Source organism: Streptococcus sp. GMD6S (assembly GCF_000297015.1).
This window is the reverse complement of record NZ_AJRH01000030.1, coordinates 1-18,937: the sequence shown is the minus strand read 5'-3', so window position 1 is coordinate 18,937 and position 18,937 is coordinate 1. Positions and strand designations below refer to the sequence as shown.

At 45.4% G+C, this 18,937-nt stretch carries 16 protein-coding genes and 2 pseudogenes; 1 reads left to right on the top strand and 17 read right to left on the bottom strand.

Going from position 1 to position 18,937, the window contains the following annotated elements; translation table 11 throughout:
- Positions 1 to 1,566 (top strand): G5 domain-containing protein (locus tag GMD6S_RS06045; RefSeq protein WP_000001019.1); only part of this gene is annotated, 1,566 nt, incomplete at its 5' end.
- Between the two features lie 54 nt (positions 1,567 to 1,620).
- Here the strand turns inward: GMD6S_RS06045 and purB are convergent.
- The 17 genes and pseudogenes from purB to GMD6S_RS05975 form a co-directional block, all read right to left on the bottom strand.
- Complete coding sequence (gene purB, locus GMD6S_RS06040; protein ID WP_000610724.1) at positions 1,621 to 2,919, bottom strand: adenylosuccinate lyase; 1,299 nt, start codon at positions 2,917 to 2,919, stop codon at positions 1,621 to 1,623.
- Between the two features lie 170 nt (positions 2,920 to 3,089).
- Positions 3,090 to 3,668 carry a hypothetical protein gene (locus GMD6S_RS06035; RefSeq protein WP_000031524.1) on the bottom strand — a complete coding sequence of 193 codons (579 nt, stop codon included), beginning with the start codon at positions 3,666 to 3,668 and terminating at the stop codon, positions 3,090 to 3,092.
- A 24-nt stretch (positions 3,669 to 3,692) separates the two neighbouring features.
- Complete coding sequence (locus GMD6S_RS13070; protein ID WP_272942513.1) at positions 3,693 to 3,821, bottom strand: hypothetical protein; 129 nt, start codon at positions 3,819 to 3,821, stop codon at positions 3,693 to 3,695.
- 1 nt (position 3,822) lies between these two features.
- Positions 3,823 to 4,914, bottom strand: coding sequence for a 5-(carboxyamino)imidazole ribonucleotide synthase (gene purK, locus GMD6S_RS06030; RefSeq protein ID WP_000099072.1), 1,092 nt, complete (start codon positions 4,912 to 4,914; stop codon positions 3,823 to 3,825).
- The gene (gene purE / locus GMD6S_RS06025) at positions 4,901 to 5,389 is read right to left on the bottom strand and encodes a 5-(carboxyamino)imidazole ribonucleotide mutase (RefSeq protein WP_000805605.1); all 489 of its coding nucleotides are present in this window, start codon (positions 5,387 to 5,389) and stop codon (positions 4,901 to 4,903) included. Before purE ends, purK begins: the two co-directional genes overlap by 14 nt.
- Positions 5,390 to 5,417: 28 nt before the next feature.
- Positions 5,418 to 5,510: pseudogene (locus GMD6S_RS13105) on the bottom strand (phosphoribosylaminoimidazole carboxylase); the annotation flags it as partial.
- A 286-nt stretch (positions 5,511 to 5,796) separates the two neighbouring features.
- Complete coding sequence (gene purD, locus GMD6S_RS06020; protein ID WP_000772223.1) at positions 5,797 to 7,062, bottom strand: phosphoribosylamine--glycine ligase; 1,266 nt, start codon at positions 7,060 to 7,062, stop codon at positions 5,797 to 5,799.
- Between the two features lie 120 nt (positions 7,063 to 7,182).
- Positions 7,183 to 8,730, bottom strand: a complete 1,548-nt coding sequence (gene purH, locus GMD6S_RS06015; protein WP_000161900.1) for a bifunctional phosphoribosylaminoimidazolecarboxamide formyltransferase/IMP cyclohydrolase — start codon at positions 8,728 to 8,730, stop codon at positions 7,183 to 7,185.
- Between the two features lies 1 nt (position 8,731).
- On the bottom strand, positions 8,732 to 9,196 hold the full coding sequence (locus tag GMD6S_RS06010; RefSeq protein ID WP_000571270.1) for a GNAT family N-acetyltransferase: 465 nt from the start codon (positions 9,194 to 9,196) through the stop codon (positions 8,732 to 8,734).
- A gap of 44 nt (positions 9,197 to 9,240) precedes the next feature.
- Positions 9,241 to 9,792 carry a phosphoribosylglycinamide formyltransferase gene (purN, locus tag GMD6S_RS06005; RefSeq protein ID WP_000717480.1) on the bottom strand — a complete coding sequence of 184 codons (552 nt, stop codon included), beginning with the start codon at positions 9,790 to 9,792 and terminating at the stop codon, positions 9,241 to 9,243.
- A complete protein-coding gene (purM, locus tag GMD6S_RS06000) occupies positions 9,789 to 10,811 on the bottom strand; it encodes a phosphoribosylformylglycinamidine cyclo-ligase (RefSeq protein ID WP_000182570.1) in 1,023 nt (340 codons plus the stop codon). The genes purN and purM overlap by 4 nt, the downstream gene beginning before the upstream one ends.
- A gap of 217 nt (positions 10,812 to 11,028) precedes the next feature.
- On the bottom strand, positions 11,029 to 12,471 hold the full coding sequence (gene purF / locus GMD6S_RS05995; RefSeq protein WP_000220670.1) for an amidophosphoribosyltransferase: 1,443 nt from the start codon (positions 12,469 to 12,471) through the stop codon (positions 11,029 to 11,031).
- A gap of 12 nt (positions 12,472 to 12,483) precedes the next feature.
- Entirely contained in the window at positions 12,484 to 16,209 is a 3,726-nt protein-coding gene (locus GMD6S_RS05990) for a phosphoribosylformylglycinamidine synthase (RefSeq protein ID WP_001042271.1), read from the bottom strand.
- Positions 16,210 to 16,265: 56 nt separating this feature from the next.
- A pseudogene (locus GMD6S_RS12955) lies at positions 16,266 to 16,334 on the bottom strand (phosphoribosylaminoimidazolesuccinocarboxamide synthase); the annotation flags it as partial.
- A gap of 76 nt (positions 16,335 to 16,410) precedes the next feature.
- Positions 16,411 to 17,118, bottom strand: a complete 708-nt coding sequence (purC, locus tag GMD6S_RS05985; RefSeq protein ID WP_000043276.1) for a phosphoribosylaminoimidazolesuccinocarboxamide synthase — start codon at positions 17,116 to 17,118, stop codon at positions 16,411 to 16,413.
- 169 nt (positions 17,119 to 17,287) lie between these two features.
- Positions 17,288 to 18,637, bottom strand: a complete 1,350-nt coding sequence (gene comB / locus GMD6S_RS05980) for a competence pheromone export protein ComB (RefSeq protein ID WP_000801582.1) — start codon at positions 18,635 to 18,637, stop codon at positions 17,288 to 17,290.
- Between the two features lie 12 nt (positions 18,638 to 18,649).
- Positions 18,650 to 18,937: ATP-binding cassette domain-containing protein (locus tag GMD6S_RS05975; protein ID WP_000310593.1), on the bottom strand; the 288-nt coding region annotated here is incomplete at its 5' end.

Sequence of the window (18,937 nt, the reverse complement as noted above, 5' to 3'; positions counted from 1 at the left end):
GATGGTTTCTACTACGAGGACAAGGATGATGTTGAGTTTGACAAGGATGTCATCATCTCTTACTGGTCTAAAGGATGGTGGGGCTACAACCTTGCATCTCCACAGTACCTTGCAAGTAAAGGCTATAAATTCCTTAATACCAACGGAGACTGGTACTACATTCTCGGTCAAAAACCAGAAGATGGTGGTGGCTTCCTCAAAAAAGCTCTCGAAAATACCGAGAAAACTCCATTTAATCAACTAGCATCAACTAAATACCCTGAAGTTGACCTTCCTACTATTGGTAGTATGCTTGCTATCTGGGCAGATAAACCAAGTGCCGAGTACAAGGAAGAAGAAATCTTTGAACTTATGACCGCCTTTGCAGACCACAACAAAGACTACTTCCGCGCTGACTACAATGCTCTCCGTGAGGAGCTAGCTCAAATCCCTACTAACTTGGAGGGATACAGCAAAGAAAGCCTTGATGCTCTAAATGCAGCTAAAGAGGCTCTCAACTACAACCTCAATCGCAGCAAACAAGCCGAGTTAGACGCTCTCGTAGCTAAACTCAAGGCAGCCCGCCTAGGCCTAAAACCAGCGGCAACTCACTCAGGAAGCCTCGATGAAAATGAACTAGCTGCCAATGTTGAAACCAAACCGGAACTCATCACAAGAGCAGAAAAGATTCCATTTGAAGTTATCAAGAAGGAAAATCCGAACCTCCCAGCTAAGCAAGAAAAGATTGTCACACCAGGTGTAGATGGCGAACGCACTCATTACATCTCTGTCCTTACTGAAAATGGTAAACAAACAGAAACCGTTCTAGATAGCCAAGTAACCAAAGAACCTGTGACCCAAGTGGTTGAAATCGGTGCCCCTATTACCCACAAAGGGGATGAAAGTGGCCTTGCTCCAGCTGCCGAAGCGAAACCAAGACTGGATATCCAAGAAGAAGAGATTCCGTTCACTACTGTGACACGTGAAAATCCACTCTTACTCAAAGGGAAGACTCAAGTCGTTACTAAAGGCGCTAACGGTCGTCGCAGTCATTACTACTCTGTGAGCACTAGTGCTGACGGTAAGGAAGTGAAAACTCTTGTAGATAGCCTTGTGACCCAAGAAGCAGTGACCCAAGTTATTGAAGTCGGAACTCTTGTAACCCATGTAGGGGACGAACACGGTCTTGCTCCAACCGCAGAAACAAAACCAAGACTGGATATCCAAGAGGAAGAAATTCCATTCACTACTGTGACACGTGAAAATCCTCAATTGCCAAAAGGACAAACGCAAGTTGTTACTAAAGGAGCTAACGGCCACCGTACTGCCTTCTACTCTGTGAGCACTAGTGCTGATGGAAAAGAAGAAAGAACGCTTGTCAATAGCGTGGTAACACAGGAAGCAGTCACTCAAGTTGTTGAAGTCGGCACTGCCGCTGAGAAAGCTGAGCAAACTGCACCAACTACTGCCAAAGCAGATGAAAAACAACTCCCTGCAACAGGAAGTCAAAACTCTGCAGGTTTGGTCGCAGCAGGACTCATGGCGACTCTAGCAGCCTACGGACTGACTAAGAGAAAAGAAGACTAAGATTCTTCTAAGAGAATACAAAAAAGCGAGATTGAATCTCGCTTTTTGTTATGATTAGTCACCAAGTCCGATACGTTCAAAGATATCCTCTACTCGTTTAGTGTAGTATGCAGGGTTGAAGATTTCGTCGATTTCTTCTTGAGTCAGACGTGAGGTTACTTCTGGATCGGCTTCCAAAAGTGGTTTAAAGTCTACTTGGTTGTCCCAAGAGTAAGCTGTTTTTGGTTGCACCAAGTCATAGGCTTGTTCACGCGTCATGCCTTTTTCAATCAAGGTCAACATCGCACGTTGGCTAAAGATAAGACCGAAAGTTGAGTTCATGTTGCGGATCATGTTTTCTGGGAAGACCGTCAAATTCTTGACGATATTTCCGAAACGGTTGAGCATGTAGTCGATCAAAATAGTCGTATCTGGTGTGATGATGCGCTCAGCTGATGAGTGAGAGATGTCACGTTCGTGCCAAAGGGCTACGTTTTCATAGGCCGTCACCATGTGACCACGGATAACACGCGCAAGACCTGTCATGTTTTCAGAACCGATAGGGTTGCGTTTGTGAGGCATGGCTGAAGACCCTTTTTGACCTTTGGCAAAGAACTCTTCTACTTCGCGTTGCTCAGATTTTTGAAGACCACGAATTTCAGTCGCCATACGCTCGATAGAAGTTGCGATGCTGGCAAGAACTGCGAAGTACTCAGCGTGAAGGTCACGAGGAAGCACCTGTGTAGAGATTTCTTGAGCACGGATACCGAGTTTGTCGCAGACGTATTTTTCAACGAATGGTGGGATGTTGGCAAAGTTACCAACCGCACCAGAAATCTTACCAGCTTCCACACCAGCAGCCGCATGTTCGAAACGCTCGATGTTGCGCTTCATTTCGCTGTACCATGTTGCCAATTTAAGACCAAAAGTCGTCGGTTCCGCATGCACACCGTGGGTACGCCCCATCATGATGGTGAACTTGTGCTCCTTGGCCTTGTCAGCGATGATGTTGGTGAAGTTTTCAAGGTCACGACGGATAATGTCGTTGGCCTGCTTGTAGAGGTAACCGTAGGCAGTATCCACCACGTCGGTAGAAGTCAAACCATAGTGAACCCACTTGCGCTCTTCACCAAGAGTCTCAGAAACCGCACGCGTGAAAGCCACCACATCGTGACGAGTCTCTTGCTCAATCTCCAAAATACGGTCGATGTCAAAGTCAGCCTTTTCACGAATCAAAGCCACATCTTCCTTAGGGATTTCTCCCAACTCAGCCCATGCCTCGTCAGCCAAGATTTCCACCTCAAGCCAAGCACGGTATTTATTTTCTTCACTCCAAATATTCGCCATCTCAGGGCGAGAGTAACGGTTGATCATTTTTGTTTAAATCCTTTCTTTTTGATGTTTCACTTAGGTGGGGCGGACGCCAGCAAACCTTCGGTTTCATGGCTAATTGTTGAGCCTAAGGTCTCAACAATTCCGTCGCTTACGCTCTCCCCACGGCGTGAAACATCTGGTGAGTGACCTACGGTCACTACTGCTTTGTTCTAATTTTCTAAATCTCTATTCAAATCATTTATCAATGCTTTAAGTGTTAATAGAGCACCTAGCACAAACTCACTATTCACTTCCTGAACTTTTATTTTCAAATCTATTAAAATCCTTGCTGCCTCAGAAAGAAGTTCTTTTTTTGCCTCATTTCTACTAACTTTATTTTTAGAAGAAAGTATCAAACCAACTATTCCTCCGACTGCAGCTAATGCAGCTGGAATAACCAATATCGTTCCCAGACCTGCTAACATTCCTCCGCCAAATACAGCTCCTATACCCGCTAAACCACTAGTAACTACTGCTGCCCCAGCTGTTCCTTCAGCAGCCATTAAAGTAATAAGACCAAACCCACTAACAACACCTAAACCTCCTCCAGCAGTGGCACCTAAAGCACCACCAATTTTATCAGCATTAGATTTACTATATTTAATTCCATTCTCAATGAGTTCACGAATTTTTTCATCTTCAATTTCAGTTATCTTAGTCAATTTGCCTTGAGCAATTTTTTCTGAAATGGTAATAATTTCTCCCGCAGCAAGAAGAGTTTCTTTAGAATTAAAAATTTCTTTTGACATTGTGTATCCTTTATATTGTATAAACTAATCTTCCAAGGCACGTCTAAGTTCTTCTTCCGAATAACCAAATGTGTAATCTTCATCCATTCCGTTAGATAACCAAATATCCGCAGCATCATATACATCTAATGATTCATCAAATTCTTCTGTCATTTCAAAAATCAATCCCTTTCCCAAACTCAACCACACTATCCGGTACATCACTAAACAAGGTCACGTGTCCCATCTTGCGGTTGTGCTTTGCTTCTATTTTACCATACATGTGGAGGTGGGCGCTTGGATTTTCTGTGACATATGTTTCTGCAGCCTCGACGTGCTGGCCGAGGACATTGAGCATGACGGCTGGGGCATGCAGGTGGATAGCTGGCAATGGTGCTCCCAGAACACCGAGAATATGGGTATCAAACTGCGAGAAGTCACAGGCTTCAATCGAGTAGTGGCCTGAATTATGTGGACGTGGGGCAATCTCGTTGACGATGATATTATCAGCCGTCGCAAACATTTCCACGCATAGCGTTCCAGAAAGGTTCAGTTGTTCTGCGATTCGCACGGCCATAGCTTTGGCTTTCTCAGCTAAACTTTCCGAAATGCGAGCTGGCACAATGGTTTTTGAAAGAATGTTGTTGCGATGAATATTTTCCTGAACTGGGAAAGCCGTCACATCCTTACCATTTCCTGATACGATGACAGAAATTTCAAGGTCGAAGTTAACAAATTCTTCCAAGACACAGTCTGCTGAGTCAGCGAGTGCATAGGCTTCTTCCAATTCTGCTTCTGAGCGAATGACCTTTTGCCCATGCCCATCGTAGCCACCGGTCGCAGTCTTAAGGACATAGTTTTTCGACAGGTCGATATCTGCCAAGTCTTGACTTGAAGTCACAACCTTGTAGGGTGCCACAGTGACTTGGGCCTTGTTTGCGAGAAAGTCCTTTTCAAAGATGCGATTTTGAGAAATGCGGAGCAAGTCAGTTCCTTGTGGGAGTTGTCCATCCTTGATAACGGCATCCAAACCATCGGCGTCGACATTTTCAAATTCATAAGTGAGAACATCACATCGATCCGCCAACTGACGAAGGGCGTCCACATCATTATAAGGAGCTACGATGATTTCCGCCACACGGGAGGCTGGACAATCCGCCGCAGGATCCAGCGCGATAACCTTGTACCCCATGTAGATAGCAGAAATGGCCATCATCTGACCCAGCTGACCACCACCGATAATTCCGATTGTTTTAGATGAGCTCATTTGTAGACTCCTCTGCTATTTTTCCTTGCTCTTCTGCGAAATCAGCCAAAGCTGTCGCAATAACCAGGTCCTCTACTGAAAGGAGACGGAGGGCAAAGAGGGCCGCATTTGTCGCTCCAGCTTCACCGATAGCCATAGTCGCAACAGGCACACCACCCGGCATCTGTACGATAGAGTAGAGCGAGTCTACACCACTAAGAGCACGAGATTTGACAGGTACACCGATGACAGGAAGGGTTGTTTTAGCTGCAACCATACCTGGCAAATGGGCTGCCCCACCTGCACCTGCGATAATGACCTTGATACCACGGCTACGAGCTTCCTCCGCATGTCTGAACATGAGATCTGGTGTCCGGTGGGCAGAGACAACCTTCTTTTCGTAGGCTACACCGAAGCGGTCTAGGACTTCGGCGGTTTTTTGCATGGTTGCCCAGTCGGATTTTGAGCCCATAATAATGGAAATTACTGGTTTCATTTCTTCTCCTTTTTCTTCCTTTCAACAATCACCTTAGGTTGTGAGGGACGGCAGCAGCCACCAAAGGTGTCTCATGCCTAAATCGGAAGCCCAAGGTCTTCCGATTTCCCTGAAGGCTTGGCTAACAAAGCCAAGCCTTCTTTCACAACGGCGGTGATTGCTCTATATTAGCTCGCTAATGCTCGCAAACCATACGACCATTAACGTATTTTGTGAATTTTTATTTTTCTTTTTAATAATCGTCTAATGTAGTGCGGACGTAAGCGAACGCTTGTGGCGTTCCATTACTAAAACTGGAGCCTAGGTCTCCAGTTTTCCGCTCCTAGTAGCAAAGCTACTAGGAGTTCCACTACTGCGACGATTATTCTATAGTGGCTCGCTTTCGCTCGCCATGGCAAATATGTCTGTTAATCTTTTATGGCCTTGCTTCCGATATCTGTTCGGTAAAAGAGGCCTTCTGTTTTTTGTTGGGAGAGTTCTTGGTAGATGGTTTCTTGGGCTTCTTTGACGGTATCTGCTGTGGTGACGAGCATATAGACACGTCCACCATTTGATAGCAGCGCTCTGCTATTTTCCGCAAACTTAGCTCCAGCATAGTAGGTGATAATGTCGCCTTCGGTCTTGGATGGAAGCTTAACACCTTTTTCATAGTCTAGCGGGTAGCCCTGGGATGCGACAACCACACCCAGAGTCACACCCTTGTCCGTCCACGTGATGTTTGGCTCCTTGCCATCGAGAATATCCGTGATATTTTGCGCAAAGTCAGATGTCAAACGAGGCAAGATAATCTGAGTTTCGGGATCTCCAAATCGAGCGTTAAACTCTATAACCTTCGGACCGTCAGCAGTCAAAATAAGCCCTGCGTAAAGGACACCAAGATACGGACGACCTTCTTTTATCATTCCTTTAAGAACTGGCTTGACAATAGTCTCAACCGCCGTATCAACCACGCTCTGTGGCAAGTGAGGAACTGGCGCATAAGCTCCCATACCACCCGTGTTAGGGCCCTTGTCGCCGTCATAGGCACGTTTATGGTCCTGAGCCGTTGGCATGATGTAGAACTTGTCCCCATTGACAAAGGCAAAGAGAGAGAACTCTTCTCCGTCAAGGAATTCCTCGATGACCACACGCGCACCTGAGTCACCAAATTTATTGTCCAAAAGCATCTCGTGAGCGGCTTCGACCGCTTGCTCAACTGTTTCAGCAACGACGACACCTTTCCCAAGGGCCAAACCGTCTGCCTTGACTACGATAGGCGCCCCCTGCTTTTCGATATAGGCCTTGGCTTCCTCAAAATCTGAAAATGTGCCATAGGCTGCTGTCGGAACGTCATATTTGACCATGATTTCCTTAGCAAAATCCTTGGACCACTCCAGCTCCGCTGCAGCCCTAGTCGGACCAAAAGCCTTGAGCCCAGCTTTGTTAAAATCATCCACGATACCAGCAGCAAGGGCATCATCTGGCCCGATGAAGGTCCAAGCGATATCGTTATCCTTTGCAAACTCTATTAACTTAGAATGTTCGGAAATAGAGATATTCACCAATTCCAGACCATCTAGAGTCATCCCATCATTTCCAGGAGCTACAAAGACTTTTTCAACGTCTTTTGATTCAAGCAATTTCTTAGCAATCGCATGTTCACGACCACCAGAACCGACAACTAACAGCTTCATCTCTCAACCTCTTTTGCGAATTATTTACCAATATTATACCATAAACGTTCGTTTTAATCTTGTTTCACTTAGTATTTTAAGCCAAAAAAGGAAAGAAACTGTTTTCTTCCCTTTCGTTTTTTAATGTCTAAAATGCCTCACGCCTGTGAAGACCATGGTCAAGCCATATTTATCCGCAGCTTCGATGGATTCTTGGTCACGTACTGATCCACCCGGCTGGATGATGGCCTTAATTCCTGCCTTGGCGATTTCTTCCACGTTATCCGCAAATGGGAAGAAGGCATCTGAAGCAAGAACAGCACCGTTAAGACAATCTTTAGCTTGGTCAATCGCAATACGAACAGAAGCCACACGGTTGGTTTGACCAGGACCCACACCAAGTGTCATGTGGTCGTTAGTCACGATAATCCCATTTGATTTGACGTACTTGATAGCTTTCCAAGCGAACTCAAGAGCAGTTGCTTCTGTCTCAGTTGGTTGGCGTTTAGTCACTACTTGCCAGTCAGCTGGGCTTTCTTTGACCACGTCTTGGTTTTGCACAAGAAGTCCACCAACCACACCTGTGTATTCTGCCTCCACTTCACTAGCCTCTTGAGCGTCGAATGGCAAGGCAAGGATACGCAAGTTTTTCTTTTTGTTGGTCAAAATGGCTAGCGCTTCATCGGTATAGCTCGGTGCGATGATGATCTCGAGGAAAACGCCGTGCATCTTCTCAGCAGTCGCAGCATCCACCTCACGGTTGAGGACGACAATTCCACCAAAGATAGACACTGGGTCAGACTCATAAGCATAGTCCCAAGCAGTTTCGATGTCATCAGCTTGACCAATTCCACATGGGTTCATGTGTTTGAGAGCCACAACAGTTGAACGGTCTTTGAAATCACGAATAATACGAATGGCCGCATCCGCGTCACGAATGTTATTGAAGGACAATTCCTTACCGTTGAGCTGTTTCGCTGATGCAATCGAATAGTCAGTCGGCAAAGCTTTTTGGTAGAAGTCCGCATCCTGCTGAGGGTTTTCCCCATAGCGCATGGCTTGCTTGAGGTCATAGGTCAAAGTGAGTTTTTCTGGTTTTGCTTCACCCACTTGAGCTGTGAAGTATTCTGCAATCAAGGCATCATAAGCTGCTGTGTGACGGAAAACCTTAGCTGCCAAACGTTGACGCGTTTCGTAAGTCGTTTCATCATTGGCTGACAACTCGTCCAAAACCACTGCATAGTCAGCAGGGTCTACCACAACCGTTACGCTAGCGTGGTTTTTAGCTGCTGAACGAAGCATGGATGGCCCCCCGATATCGATATTTTCAACTGCGTCAGCGTACGTCACGTCTGGTTTGAGGATTGTTTCCTTGAAAGGATAGAGGTTGACCACTACAAGGTCGATAAGCTCGATCTTATTGTCCTTAGCCGCCTCAAGGTGGCTATCGAGATCACGACGAGCGAGGAGCCCACCATGGATATTTGGGTGAAGGGTCTTGACACGACCGTCCATCATTTCTGGGAAGCCCGTCACATCATCAATCGCAATGGTCTCCACCCCAGCATTGTCAAGGGCAACCTTTGTCCCACCTGTTGAGATAATCTCCCAACCGAGTTTTTTAAGTTCTTGGGCAAATTCAACAATGCCCGCTTTGTCTGAGACGCTGATTAAGGCCTTTTTCGTCATTCTATTCCTCTTTCTTTAGATCCAAGCGCATAGCGACTTCGTTATTTTCTTCTATAAATCCTGTTTCCTGAAAACCCAGACTAGTCAACAGGTGCTTCATTTTTTCATTTCCAACCACATAATCTGCGATAATATGACTGTAAGCTCTATCCATCTGAGCCTCTTTGATTAGAACTTCCAAGGCTTTTCGACCATAACCTCTTCCTTGGTACTGCTGACCAATCATTATCCGCCAGATAAAGTATTCCGCTTCATTCTTGTCTATTTCTAGCAGGAGAAAGCCAACCACTTGCTTATCCCAATAGATTGCCATCGGAAACACATCTTCGTTTTTCCGGTAGAGCCATGCATCAGCTAAAGAGCGCACATTTGGAGCTACGAAACGTGCTCGTTCATCAGCTTCTGATATTTTCAAATCCAGCACTGCCTGAAAACTGCTCTCATCTACCAATTTCAGTTCAATCATTTTTTCTCCTAGCAAGATTGCGTAACCAAAACTTGATTTACTTCTTACCTTCTCTCCACTCCCAAGCTATCCAGCACCTCCGGATACAACTTGTACTCTGCCTCATGAATCCGAGCTTCAAAGCTTTCGATGGTATCATCAGCTAGACGTGGAACACGGACTTGTTTGATGACCTTGCCTGTGTCCACACCTGAGTCCACCCAGTGAATGGTGACGCCACTCTCAGCAACACCAGCATTCCAAGCGTCCTCAATCCCATGAGCTCCTGGAAATTCGGGCAGGTAGGCAGGATGAATGTTAATGATCCGACCCTCGTAAGCAGCGAGCAAAGTTGGCCCAACGATTTTCATATAGCCTGCGAGACAAACCAAGTCAATCTGGTGTTCTTCCAAGAGCTCGACAAGAGCTGCTTCGTAGTCCGCCTTGTTCTCAAACTCCTTGAGTTCAAAAGCATAGGACAGAACGCCGAGCTTGTCTGCACGCTCGAGCACATAGGCGTCTCGATGGTCTGAAAAGACAAACTCCACCGGAAATTCTTCAGCAATCACCTGAAAATTTGAGCCGTTACCAGAGGCAAAAACCGCTATTTTTTTCATTTGATGATGACACTTTCGTTTTCTTTCTTGACGATGCGACCAATTTCATAGACTGGTTCATCCAGTAATTCCTTGACACGATCTACATTTTCAGGGCTAACTGCCAGCATGAGTCCCACACCCATATTGAAGATTTCAAACATTTCTTCATGCTTGATTTTACCGTATTTTTCAAGAGCTTTGAAAATCGGAAGCACTGGAACCTTGTCTTCTTCAATTTCCGCAGCTAGGTCAGCCGCAAACATACGAGGGATATTTTCGATAAAGCCGCCACCTGTGATGTGGGCAATTCCATTGACCAACTCTTCCTTGATGAGTGGCAAGACAGCCTTGACATAGATACGAGTCGGCTCAAGAAGGACCTCCTTGAGTTTCTTGCCTTCCAATTCTGGCAAGACTTCCTCACCCGTGTAGTCGGCAAAAACACGGCGCACGAGTGAGTAACCATTCGAGTGAATCCCACTTGACGCAAGTCCGAGAAGAACATCACCTTCTGCCACTTTTGAACCGTCAATGATTTGAGATTTTTCAGCCACACCGACTGCAAAACCAGCCAGATCGTAGTCATCTTCGCCATACATACCAGGCATTTCAGCCGTTTCCCCACCGATGAGGGCTGCGCCTGCCTGCACACAGCCTTCTGCCACACCAGCAACGACTTGTTCTAGTTTAGCTGGTTCATTTTTACCAGTTGCGACATAGTCGAGGAAGTAAAGAGGCTCCGCACCTGCAGCGATAATATCGTTGACACACATGGCCACACAGTCTTGCCCAATCGTATCATGCTTATCATACTTGATGGCCAACATGAGCTTGGTCCCGACACCATCTGTCCCCGAAATCAAGACTGGCTCTTTGACACCTGTTTTTGAAAGGTCAAACATGCCACCAAAGCCACCAAGAGCTCCCATGACACCTGCACGCTCCGTACGAGCCACGTGCTTTTTGATCCGCTCAACAACTTCATAACCCGCTTCAACATCCACACCCGACTGGGCGTACGCATTTTTATTTGTCATTTTTTAATCCTTTTCTTTTTTGAGAAAGACTGCGACGTATTTTTAGATAAACAATTATTTTATCTAAAAATACTAGTCAGGTCTCTAGCTTTGGTCCCATAGGAGAAAGCGTCTACTGACAAATGCTTTAGCTTTTAGTCAGTAGTGAGACGTGGTGCATAAGCATTTTTATTTGTCATCTTCTCTTCCTTTCCTTTCATGGAGAGTCTTTATCCGTCTATTTGTAAAAACTGGTCTTTTCATCCAAACTTCTACGATAGTCTTCTTCATAGTCGTAGAGAGGAGTTGGGTAGTCGCCGTCAAAGTAAGCTACACAGAGACCACCATTTGGCGCATCTGTTTCGATGCCGATAGAATCAATCAAACCATCAATAGAAAGATAGGTCAGACTATCCGCACCAATGATTTGGCGAGTTTCTTCGACCGTATGATTGGCCGCAATCAGCTCCTGACGCGTCTGGATATCAATCCCGTAAAAACATGGATAAGCTAGCGCTGGACTACCAATAGCAACATGAACCTCAGACGCACCTGCTTCTTTCAAAAGCTGAACAATACGGCGAGAGGTTGTCCCACGAACAATGGAATCATCAATCATCACCACACGTTTGCCTTTGACAACGCCCGAAACAGCAGACAGTTTCATCCGCACCCCTTGCTCCCGCAATTCTTGAGTCGGTTGAATAAAGGTGCGTTGGGTGTATTGGTTTTTGATGAGACCCATTTCATTTGGCAGACCAGATTCTTCTGCAAATCCCATAGCTGCGCTCAGCGAGGAATTTGGTACACCAACCACAATATCTGCTTCGTACTTGAACTCACGCGCTAATTGAGCCCCCATACGTTTGCGAGCTGTATGGACATTGACACCGTGGATATTAGAATCAGGACGAGCAAAGTAGATATACTCCATAGAACAAATCGCCAGCTGGGTATCATTCGTATAGCTATCGTACTGGATGCCATTGTCATCCACGATTACAATCTCTCCTGGTTTCACATCGCGAATCCACTCGGCACCAATGACTTCAAAAGCACAGGTTTCTGACGAAACCACCACCGCTCCGTTTGCCATTTTCCCAATAGAAAGGGGACGAAAACCATTAGGATCAAGAGCCGCAATCAACTTGTCTTCAAACAACAGGATATAAGCAAAGCCACCTTTAACTAGACTGAGTGCTTCCTTTATTTTTCCCATCAGACTAGGATTGTGACTCCGACGAATGAGGTGAGCCAAAATTTCCGAGTCCGAAGTTGAACTGAAAATAGCTCCTCTTTGTTCCAATTCTTTCTTGAGCGATTCGGCATTGGTCAAGTTTCCGTTGTGAGCAAGGCCAAACTGCATATCATGAAAGCGAAAGAGGAAGGGCTGGATGTTGTCCACAGAAGCTTCGCCAGCAGTCGCGTAACGAACATGCCCAATCGCGCTCGTTCCAGTTAGTTTATCCAAATTAGCTGGGTTTCTGAACACTTCTGATAAAAGCCCCATGTCACGATGACGCTTTAGTTTCCCTTGATCATTGGAGAGGATTCCTGCCCCCTCCTGACCACGGTGCTGAAGACTGTGGAGACCAAAATAGGTCAATTTAGCAGCCTCTGGATGTCCCCAGATACCGAAAACACCACATTCTTCATTAAGAGATTTTACTTCGTATGTCATTTTATATACCTTTTATTTCCCTGTGAAATAACGTACAGCCGACGCAAACAGGTGCTGGTCTTTATTCCCTGGGATGTTTTGGAAGAGACCGTCTTCATAACGTTCTGAGTGTCCCATCTTACCGATGATTTGACCATTCTTGCTAGTAATTCCTTCGATGGCATTTACAGAACCATTTGGATTGTACTTAGAGTCCATGCTTGGTTTACCCTCGAAATCAACATATTGGGTAAAGATTTGACCATTGTCACGAAGCTCTGCGAATTCCTCAGCTGTCACGACAAACTTTCCTTCACCGTGCGATACTGGGATGGCATGGATATCGCCCACTTGTACTCCAGCCAACCATGGTGAGTTGGTATTGGCAATTCGCGTTTCCACCATCTTAGCTACGTGCTGGTTGGCATCATTGTAGAAGAGGGTTGGACTAGTGCTGCTTGCATCCTCGAAGTTTCCGTATGGAAGAAGACCTGATTTGACCAAGGCCTGGAACCCATTACAGATACCGATAATCAAGCCACCACGAGCGATAAAGCCATCAATGGCTGCACGCACTTTTTCATTGAGCAAGATATTGACAATAAACTTAGCTGATCCATCCGGTTCATCCGCAGCTGAGAATCCACCTGCAAAGAAGAGAATGTTTGCCTTGCCGATATTGTCAACCATGGTTTCAACTGACTTGACAATGGCTTCTCCATTCAAGGTCACGAATGGCACCAAGTTGACTTCTGCACCTTCTTTTTCAAAAGCTTTTGCTGAATCATATTCTGAGTTTGTTCCTGGGAAGACTGGGATGTAAACCACTGGTTTTTCAATGGTTTCCTTGGCTTTGATGACTGCGTCAGAAGCGACAGCTGGCACTTCTGCCAGTTCTTTAGCTTGAGCAAATTCAGTAGGGTAAACTTCTTCCAATTTTCCTTGAAAGGCACTGTCAAGTTTCTGTCCATCTAGCTTCACACTGTTGACAAGGAGTGTAAAGTCTGCTTTCGTTTGTCCAATCTTCTCTACTCCAGCGATTTCTTCAGGAGATGTGAAGACAAATCCACCCAATTGAGCTGTTAAAGAACTTTCAAGTTCAGGCAAGGTCACCTCTGCACCAATATGGTTCCCAAAGGTAGCAAGTGCCAAGCTTTCAAGGACACCTCCGTATTTAACAGCTGATGCAGATGTTACTTTGTGTCCAGCTTGGATGGTTTCAAATTGAGCAAAATTAGACTTGATAAAATCAAAATCAATCTCTTGTGCCAAGGATTGACCTGGGATGTAGTAGATGTTTTCACCGGCAGTCTTGAACTCAGGAGAAAGCACCTTACGGCTATCTGCTGTTGTCACCCCAAAGGCAACCAAGGTTGGCGGTACAGTCAATTCTTCAAAGGTACCAGACATGGAGTCCTTACCACCGATAGATGGCAAGCCAAGCTGGATTTGTGCTTCGATAGATCCTAGAAGAGCCGCTACTGGCTGACCAAAACGCTCTGCTTGTTTGTCCATCCGCTCAAAATACTCTTGGTAAGAGAAGCGAGCCTTAGACCAGTTTGCACCAGCAGCAACCAAACGAGCGGTTGCTTCGATAATCGCATAGGCAGCACCGTGGTATGGAGACCATTCTGCCACATAAGGGTTGAAACCTTGCGCCATGACAGACGCAGTATTGGTCACCCCGTGCTGAACTGGCAATTTCTGGACAGATGCCTCAGTTGGTGTGAGTTGGTAGCGACCACCAAGTGGGTGATTGACCGTTGAACGACCGACCGAGCAGTCAAAGATGGTCTGCAAGCCTTTTTGACTTGCATGGTTCAAATCAGACAGAACCGCAAGGGTATCTGCTTCAAGTGTGTTAGTACTTGTTGTGCGTTCTTCTGGGAGTTTGACATCCTTGTCCACAACCTTGGCATCAACGACTACGCGCACACCGTTTGTATCAAGGAAACGGCGTTCCAAGTCGACAATCGTTTCACCATTCCAGTGCATGACAAGATTTGGTTTTTCAGTCACTGTTGCCACAACAACCGCGTCAATATTTTCTTTATTACATTCCGCAACGAAGTCATCCACATCTTCAGGACGAACCACGACCGCCATCCGTTCTTGTGATTCAGAGATGGCAATTTCTGTACCGTTCAAGCCTTGGTATTTAAGAGGAACCTTGTTGAGGTCGATTTCAAGACCATCTGCCAATTCACCGATAGCCACACAGACACCACCTGCTCCAAAGTCATTGGACTTCTTGATGAGACGAGTGACATCTCCATTACGGAAAAGACGTTGAATCTTGCGCTCTTCGATGGCATTCCCTTTTTGAACCTCAGCACCAGCAGTCTCTACAGACTCAACTGTTTGAACCTTAGAAGACCCTGTCGCACCACCGACACCATCACGTCCAGTCTTACCACCGAGCAATATAATCACGTCACCTGCTTCCGGTTTTTCACGGACTACATTTCCCTTAGGAGCAGCACCGACAACTGCACCAAGCTCCATGCGTTTGGCTACAAAGCCTGGGTGGAAGTATTCACGAACGTAAGTCGTCGCCAGACCAATTTGGTTACCATACGAAGAATAACCATGAGCCGCTGTCTTCGAAATGACTTGTTGTGGCAATTTACCAGCGCGAGTTTCCGAAATCGGAGCTGTAATATCACCAGCACCTGAGATACGCATAGCTTGGTAAACATAAGAACGGCCTGACAATGGGTCACGAATGGCGCCACCGATACAAGTAGCCGCTCCACCAAATGGTTCAATTTCCGTTGGGTGGTTGTGGGTTTCGTTTTTAAACATGAGGAGCCAAGGTTCCTTGACACCATCAACGTCCACTTCGATTTCAACCGAGCAGGCATTGATTTCGTCAGACACTTCCATATCGTCCAAACGACCATTAGCACGCTCATAACGACCAAAAATAGTCGCCATATCCATCAAGGTTTGTGGCTTTTCAGACCGACCTAGTTCCTCACGCATGGCAATATACTTGTCATAAGTCGCTTGCAATTGCTTTTGGAATTTAGAAGCTGAGAAGTCAATGTTTTTCAACTCAGTCTCGAATGTTGTATGACGGCAGTGGTCAGACCAATAAGTGTCCAAAACCTTGAGCTCTGTTTCTGTCGGCACGCGCCCGATTGACTTGAAATAGTCTTGGATAAAGAGCAAATCATCCACTTCCATTGCCATCCCTTGCTCGGCCTTGTAGCGAGCAAAGTCTTCTGCCGTATAACTTTCAAAGAAAGTCAATTTAGGAATGGTCTTGTCCGACTCTGAAAATTCCTGCTTGGCAATCCCTGTCGTGATGTCCTTGAAACGAGAATCAACTGGATTGAGCAGATAGTTTTTGACCGCTTCCAACTCAGTCGCATCAATATCTTTATTAATCAAGTAAAGTTGAGCTGTGTTGACTGTCACGTCACTCGAACTTCCCAGCAAAAGCAAGGCTTCCTGTGCCGAAGCTGCACGCTGGTCAAACTGCCCTGGCAAACTTTCAATGGCAAAGAAAGCATAGTTGGCAAGATCCGCTTGCACGGCCGCTTCGTCCAAGACATGATCTGTCACCTGCTCAGAGAAGATATGTTTTTCTGCAGGCGCAAACAAATTCTCTGCCAAGTCAAAGACATCATAAACTTGCACGATGCGAATACTTTTCAAAGTTGAAAGTCCCAAGTTGTGCTGGAGCTCCCTTACCAAACTCTCTGACTTGACTTGAAAATCAGCCTTTTTTTCAACAAAAATACGTTTATTCATCAATTCTTATTCCTTTATTTCAGCTCTTGCAATGTTCCCAAACATCCTTGAGGTTGTTATTTCAATTCCTGCAACTTTTCCCAAACAATCTCGTAAACGTCTGTCCGTTCTCCCAATCCCCTACGGAGTGTAAAGGTCTGGGGGACCTTTACAGCCTGAGTCCTTACATCTGAAAGACGAAGGTTTTCCGTTTCTAACAGCTTATTTCAAAGCCTGCAATTTCTCCCAGACAATCTCATAAACATCTGTCAATTCTCCGAGTCCTCTACGGAAAACATCCTTGTCCATGTGGTTGCCATCTGCATCCCACAAACGGCAGTTATCTGGTGAAAACTCGTCTGCCAAGATAATCTTGCCATCCTTGTCAAAACCGAACTCTAGCTTAAAGTCAATCAATTTAAGACCAATCTCAGCAAACCAAGCCTTCAAAAGTTCATTGATACGACGGGTTTCTTCCTTCAAGTAAGCAATCTGCTGATCATCCGCAATTTTTAGGAATTTCACATGCTCATCATTGATAAAGGGATCATCCAAATCATCATTTTTATAGTAAAATTCGACAATTGGAGTCTCAAATGCAATACCTTCTTCTACGCCAAAACGTTTTGAAAAGGAACCAGCCGTGTAGTTGCGGAGCACAACTTCCAAAGGAATAATCTCCACCTTTTTATTGAGTTGTTCCGTATCCGAAATTTCCTCCACAAAGTGAGTCGCTACACCAGCCGCATTTAATTTCTCAAAAATAAAAGATGAAATCTGATTATTTAACACTCCCTTGCCCGCAATCTGCTCCTTCTTGACACCGTTGAAGGCAGTTGCCTGGTCCTTGTAAGTTGAAATAATGAGATTTTCATCCTCAGTTGTATAGATATCCTTGGCTTTTCCCGAATAGATCAGTTGTTTTGACATTTTAAAGTTCGCCTTTCGTTTTACTTGAGCACATTCTACCACAAAAGCATGAAAAATTCAAGATTTTTTACGAATAAATAACGTATTCCTGTTTCAAGCGTAAAGAAAAACTGCAAGATAAGCTCTTCTTACAGTTTAAAAATCATTTATCCTCTGAAAAACACGAATATTACCCTTTATTCAAAAATTGATCCCAAAAATAACGGAGATAGCTTTTCTTTCCCGTAATCATCTGCAGGCGGCCTTCTAAACCATAGCGAAGTTTTTCAGCCTGCTCCGAAGTTAAATTAGTCTCCGCCTCAATTTTAAAGAAATTTCCTTGTTCAGTCTTTGTAGCTGTCGCATCAATACTTGTAATCGTAGAATCCAGGAAAATTTGATTCTTGGCATCATTAGTCGTAGTATAACGAACAGAGTCCCCAATCTTGACTCTAGCAACATCTTTTGAACTGAGATAAGCTGTGAGTTTGGTTTTCCCTTCTTTTTCCAAGGATGGGTAGAGTTGGGCTAGCAGGGTTCCTTCTGCGACCATGGTAGATTCACTAGTCTCAGGATTAAGGTGAAGCACCCCATCCTCACTTGCTGTAATTTTCCCCTTGTCCAGCAGACCTCCTTGGACTTTCTTACCCGATTCCGCCTCCAAAATTTTCTGATCTAGAAGAGTTAATTCCTGGCCAACTTTGACTAAGTGCTGAGACTTGAGCGATTCCAGCTGACTATCCAGTCCCGTTGCGTGGGCCTGCTGAGCCCCAGATCCCGCATACTGCACACGATAAGTAGCTAAACTAGACTCTAGCTGGGTGATTTGAGCATCCACTTGCGCAATAACTTGCGATTTAGCGTGCGGATCTTCTTCACCTTGATTTTTATAGGTCTGGTAAAAAGAGTAGGCTGGATTCTGACTATCTAGTTGATCTCCCTTTTCAATCGCTGACTTGGCTGTTTTGTAGTCTCGTATTTTTTCCTCTGTTTGGCTGATAAGATTGCCAATCTCGGCCTGGCTCTGACTTGCTGCCGCATTTTGAGAGGAGATGTTGGCATTTTGCTGCGAAACATTGCTCCTAAGACTACTAGCTTGGCTGAGATAGTCTCGAAACATCTCTTGGTAACCAAACTTATCCGCCTCTGGAAATTGATCACTCCCCTCTTTCAAACTGGATTGCAAATACCCCAACTGCTTTTTTTGATCCTTTAGCATCTCCAATTGACTAGCATATGCCTCAACCTGGATAGCCTCCGCTCCTTGCTGGTACTGAACGAGCAGATCTCCTTGCTTAACCAACTTGTTTTCTTCCAGATAGTTGCCCACAATGCGTTGATTGCTAGTCGACTGGATGTTGGCAATGATCCGACTAGGTTCGACAGTTGCTCTGGTAGATAAACTAATCTCCTTCTCTGCAAAAACTGCAAATCCCAGTAAAAACATGAGCAGAAGTGACATAGGTAAAATCACCCGACTGGAAAAATTATGGTAACGACGATTATAAAACTCCGCACTTTCTAAAAATTCTGGTTTCATCTTCTCCTCTTTCTAGCTATTGACCAAATGGGCATAAAAGCCATCCTGTGCAAGCAAGTCTGCAGGGGTGCCTTCTTCGACAATCTTGCCCTGATCCAAGACAACAACCTTCTCTGTCCGCTCAGCGATGGTCAAGCGGTGGGCGATGAAAATAAGGGTCTTGTCTAGTGTCATGAGATTATCCACGATCCGCTTCTCTGTCAAGATATCCAGACTGCTGGTCGCCTCGTCCAAGATCAAGACAGGCGCATCTGTCAAGAGAGCACGCGCCAGAGCGATTCGCTGACGTTGTCCACCTGA